The organism is uncultured Bacteroides sp. (genome assembly GCF_947632445.1).
In the GTDB taxonomy this organism is placed as follows: Bacteria; Bacteroidota; Bacteroidia; order Bacteroidales; family Bacteroidaceae; genus Bacteroides.
In genome coordinates, this window is the sequence record NZ_CANRPM010000107.1 from 1 (window position 1) to 5,704 (window position 5,704).

Annotated in this window: 2 protein-coding genes and 1 tRNA gene; all 3 read right to left on the minus strand. The window is 51.1% G+C overall.

Annotated features, from left to right (window positions below):
- Nucleotides 1-537: 537 nt before the first annotated feature.
- Nucleotides 538-612 (minus strand) — tRNA-Val (locus tag Q0Z70_RS12845).
- Nucleotides 613-800: 188 nt separating this feature from the next.
- Nucleotides 801-4,028 (minus strand): carbamoyl-phosphate synthase (glutamine-hydrolyzing) large subunit, encoded by a 3,228-nt coding sequence (gene carB / locus Q0Z70_RS12850; protein WP_298075131.1) that lies wholly within the window; start codon nt 4,026-4,028, stop codon nt 801-803.
- 263 nt (nt 4,029-4,291) lie between these two features.
- A partial coding sequence (locus Q0Z70_RS12855) for an AAA family ATPase (protein WP_298075133.1) occupies nt 4,292-5,704 on the minus strand: 1,413 nt, incomplete at its 5' end.

Consider the following 5,704-nt stretch of genomic DNA (forward strand, 5'->3'; position numbering starts at 1 on the left):
CACACTTAAATACTTTTTGTTCATAATAAAAAATTTAAATTTATAAATTTAAAAAATTAAGTAAGTAATTGAGTTTCATTTCCATTTAACAATAAGCTTTCTTCTCTCTCTGTTTTTCCCTTTCTGTTTTAAAGTTAGTATCACGCTATTCCACATTCCGTTTACCCTGTTATCTGTGCGTTATTTCGCAGATAACGGAATAGATTCTTAAAGTCACTGACAACCAACTTATTACACTGCATTCGTCTGAATAAAAACAATAAAAAAGAGGCGGAAAAGAGATAAAATGAGGGGAAATCAGGGATAAAACGGAGGAATAAGGAGCTACGAAATGTTTTTACATCAATTACTTTGCAAGCAGGCCATTAAAAGAGGAGTTCAGGAATAAAATAAGGGTATTCATGACCTTCAATAAAAGGTATTCAATACCCATGATGGAGAGTACTAATGACCCTTCGCCAACCGTGAAGAAGAACTGAAAAGCAGGAAAATAAAAAAGACCACATCATTCTTATGATGCAGTCTTTCTCGGAAGTGTGGGCGTTGACGGATTCGAACCGCCGACCCTCTGCTTGTAAGGCAGATGCTCTGAACCAGCTGAGCTAAACGCCCGTCACTTTCGTTTCAAAAGCGTTGCAAAGGTACTACATTTTTGTTATCTGCAAACAAAAGCCTGTTTTTTTCTAAAATTATCAGACAATCGTATGAAAGGAGTTTCTCAATATGAAAAAGTGGCTCTTAGAAGAAAGAGTGCACCCCGCGAGGAATGCACTCTTCATCATCATCGCAAGTATCGCTGACTACTTGTATTCCTGCCAGCTCTTGATCTGAATATCTTCCAGCTTCATACTACAGAAGGCTTCAATGAAGGCGCCGGCCAGACGGGCGTTCGTAATCAACGGAATGTTGTGGTCGATGGCACCACGACGGATTTTATAGCCGTTGGTCAGCTCGCGTTTGGTATGGTTCTTCGGGATATTGACAATGAGATCGAACTTATGTTCGGAAATCATCTTCATCACATTGTTCTCTGCATCAGGACGTTCATCGGGCCAGAACGCAGGCACGGTGTCCACACCGTGAGCATTGAGGAAGGTAGCCGTACCGGCCGTAGCATAAATCTTATACCCCTTGGCAAAGAGCATGCGACTGGCATCGAGCAAATCGACCTTGGACTTCATGGCTCCGCTGGAGAACATTACGCCTTTCTCGCGCGAAGGAATTTTGAAGCCGGTGGCTATCATGGCATTAAGCAGGGCTTCGGAGAAGTCGTCGCCGATACAGCCCACCTCGCCCGTAGACGACATGTCTACACCCAGTACAGGGTCGGCTTTGTGCAGACGGGCGAAAGAGAACTGACTGGCTTTCACCCCAATCCAGTCGATATCGTAAGCCGACTTGTCGGGTCTGGAGTAAGGAGCGTCGAGCATAATCTTCGTAGCGGTCTCGATAAAGTTACGCTTCAACACCTTGCTGACGAAGGGGAAAGAACGCGAAGCACGGAGGTTGCACTCGATGACCTTCACCTCGTTGTTGCGGGCCAGAAACTGAATGTTGAACGGGCCGGAAATGTTTAGTTCTTTAGCTATCTGACGGCTGATTTTCTTGATACGGCGCGCCGTAGCGAAGTAGATCTTCTGGGCGGGAAACACCAGCGTAGCGTCGCCCGAATGTACCCCGGCAAACTCGACATGCTCGGAGATGGCATATTCGACAACCTCACCGTTTTGTGCCACAGCGTCGAACTCGATTTCCTTAGTATTCTGCAGGAACTGAGATACCACAACGGGATATTCCTTAGACACCTTGGCGGCCATTTTCAGGAACTCCTGCAACTCGTCTTCGTCGTAGCAGACGTTCATAGCCGCACCCGAAAGGACGTAGGACGGACGCACCAAGACAGGATAACCCACCTTGGCCACAAAGTCTTTCACGTCTTCGAGGCTGGTCAGCTCCTGCCATGCGGGCTGGTCGATGCCCAACTGATCGAGCATGTGAGAGAACTTGTTGCGGTTCTCGGCCCGGTCGATGGATATAGGGGAAGTGCCCAATACAGGTACCGACTGGCGGTAGAGTTTCATAGCTAAGTTGTTCGGTATCTGGCCGCCCACGGATACAATGACACCGCACGGCTGCTCAAGGTCGATGACGTCGAGTACGCGTTCAAACGACAATTCGTCGAAGTAAAGGCGGTCGCACATGTCGTAGTCGGTAGATACGGTCTCGGGATTGTAGTTGATCATAATGGACTTGTAACCCAGTTTGCGGGCTGTCTGAATGGCATTCACCGAACACCAGTCGAACTCAACACTGGAGCCGATACGGTAAGCACCCGAACCGAGCACAACAACGGACTTCTCGTTCTTGTAGCAGTTCACGTCGTAGCCCTCGACAGCATACGTCATATAGAGGTAGTTCGTCAGTTCAGGATGTTCACTAGCCACAGTGTTGATGCGCTTCACGGCAGGCAAGATGCCCAGTTCCTTGCGGCGAGCACGCACCATGAGATTTTCCTTCTCCATGTTGCCTGTGGGATGAAGCACGAAGCGAGCAATCTGGAAGTCGGAGAAGCCCAATACCTTTGCTTCACGGAGCACATCGGCAGGCAGGTCTTCCACCTTATTATATTGAGAAAGTTTATGCTTGTAGTCAACAATATTCTTCAATTTGCTCAGGAACCAGGGATCAATCTTGGTCAGTTCGTAGATGCGGTCGATGGAATAGCCTTCTTCCAGTGCCTGTGCGATGGCAAAGATACGTAGATCTGTCGGATGAGACAGCTCGTGATCAAGGTCGTCGAAGTATGTGCCGTCGTTACCCACAAAGCCATGCATGCCCTGACCGATCATACGCAGGCCCTTCTGCATGATTTCTTCAAAGGAACGGCCAATAGACATGATTTCACCTACAGACTTCATGCTGGAACCGATTTCGCGACTCACGCCGACAAACTTCGTCAAGTCCCAGCGGGGGATCTTGCAAATCAAATAGTCGAGCTGCGGTGCCACGTAGGCAGAGTTGGGCGTGCCCATCTCGCCGATCCGGTCGAGCGTGTAACCCAAGGCAATCTTGGCAGCCACGAATGCCAGCGGATAACCGGTGGCCTTAGAAGCCAAGGCAGAAGAACGGCTCAGACGGGCGTTCACCTCGATGATACGGTAATCGTTGGTCTCAGCGTTGAAGGCATACTGGATGTTGCACTCGCCCACGATGCCCAAATGACGGATGCACTTACGCGACAGTTCCTGCAACATCTCCACCTGCTCATTGGTAAGCGAACAGGTAGGAGCCACCACGATGGATTCGCCTGTATGGATGCCCAGCGGGTCGAAGTTCTCCATGCTGGCCACAGTGAAGCAGTGGTCGTTGGCATCGCGGATCACTTCGAACTCGATTTCCTTCCAACCCTTCAGAGACTCTTCCACCAGGATCTGTTTGGAGAAAGTGAACGAGCTCTCAGCCAGCTTAATGAAGGCTTCCTCGTCAGGACAGATACCACTGCCCTGTCCGCCCAATGCGTAGGCCGAACGCACCATGACGGGATAACCGATTTCGCGGGCAGCCTTCAGGGCATCTTCCATGCTCTCTACGGCATGACTCTTGGGCGTCTTCATCGGTATCTCGTCGAGCTTCTTCACGAAGAGGTCACGGTCTTCGGTGTACATGATAGCCTCGACCGAAGTACCCAGTACACGCACGCCGTATTTTTCGAGAATACCTTTCTGATAAAGTTCCGTACCGCAGTTCAGCGCCGTCTGCCCGCCGAAAGCCAACAGGATGCCGTCGGGACGTTCCTTCTTGATGATTTCTTCCACGAAATAAGGAGTCAGCGGCAAGAAGTAAACCTGGTCGGCAATACCTTCCGAAGTCTGGATGGTAGCGATATTAGGGTTCACCAATACGGAGCTGATACCTTCTTCACGCAACGCTTTCAGCGCCTGCGAACCGGAGTAGTCGAACTCTCCAGCCTGACCGATCTTGAGCGCACCTGAACCCAAGACAAGCACTTTCTTCAATTCGTTCTTCATTTTTCTCTTTATAAGTTGTTTTAAAATCGCTTCAGTCTGGATCTGAACAAAAAAATGCGCCATCCGACAACGGACAACGCATTACTAAAGAACTAAATATCTTATCGGAAACGAAAGACCCACCAGCCGGCGAATGATATTCATCCGAACTGAAATAAAAGCGGGTTCCCATCTCCTGTGATTGCATATTACTTTTCAAATTTGTGCAAAGTAACGATTTATTCGGGATATGAGCAAATTTTAGACCGAAATGTTTTGCGAAGTCAACCATCCACAACTTTCCACTCGCCGACAGTTCCCGTTTCCGAAGAAAACGACACACCAATCTTATACAACTGTCTCGCATCGGACGCATATTCGAGGGCATAGCCCCTGTCCTCGATCTGCCGCAGGGCCTCGGCGGACGTGCCGTCCAGCTTGAACTCGAATATATACACATAGCGGGGAGTCTCCACCACGCAGTCCACCCTACCCCGGCTCTGAGCCTTCTCCACATAGACGGTGTAGACACTCACCAGGCGCATGATGAGGTAGAACGTGTACTGGAAATAGCGCTCGCGTTCATTCCCGTCTTCCTTGCGGCGCATCGTGTAGGGAATACTCGCCAGAAAAGACGTAAACAGGGTGCGGAGTTTGTCGGGCTCACCCGCCTCCATCGCCTCCACCACACTGTCTATCCAGCCTTCCACATGCTGGCCGGGCTTCAGATAGGAGGTGGCGAGCATCGTCAGGAAGCCGTTCTTCACCTCGTTGTTCGGAAAGTCCAGCAGGAACTTATTCATCCGCATGTCATAGGCCTTGATGGTCAGATACCCGCTCTGGAAAATCATGGGAAGGGGACGTTCCACGTCGGCCTTGTAGTCCACAAACTCCTCCGGCCGGTAGTACTTGCCCGTCAGCTCGTTCATCGTCTCGTTGAAATGGGACAGCAGGCGGATTAAATAGGTGGGGGTGCCGGAACGGAACCAGTAATCGTCCACACTGAGGCTGTCTAAGGCGTTCAGCAGGCTGAAGGGATTGTACACGTCCGTCAGTCGCTTGCTGAAGTGATACCCGTCGTACTGCCGTTTCAGCCGCTGCTTCATCTCCTCCGGCGTGCAGCGGTAGTCCCCGGCCATGGCGGCGATGGACTGAGGAAAATAACGGTCTATCTCCTCCTGCGTGATGCCGCACAGCGCTTCGTAGCGGCCGTCCATGCTGATGTCCTTCGGCTGGTTGAAACCGCTGAACACGCTCACCTGCGAGAACTTCGTCACACCCGTCAGCAGCACGAACTGCAAGTCGCGGTCGGCGGCCTTGAACACCGAATAGAATGCTTTCAGCACATTGCGGTGACGTTCCTCCAGCGAGGCATCCACATCCAGCACGTCTAAGATGGGCTTGTCGTACTCGTCAATCAGCACCACCGCACGACGCCCGCTCTGCTCGTGCGCGACGCGGAGTACGTTACGGAAACGGAGTCCCATGCCCAGCTCTTTGTCGGGAGACAGCCCGTAACTTCTCTCCCAGCCCTCCACATAGTCGCGCAGCATCTCTTCCAGCTGGCCGGCGTCACTGAAAACGGCTCCGTTGAAGTCCACGTGGAACACGGGATGCACTGCCCATTCCTTCTCCAGCCCCTCGATGGCCAGACCGCGGAACAACTCCTTGCGGCCCAGGAAATAATTCTCCAGCGT

Excerpts from the sequence above, each read along its gene's own strand:
- carB (WP_298075131.1), bottom strand. The coding sequence starts at position 4,028 with ATGAAGAACGAATTGAAGAAAGTGCTTGTCTTGGGTTCAGGTGCGCTC.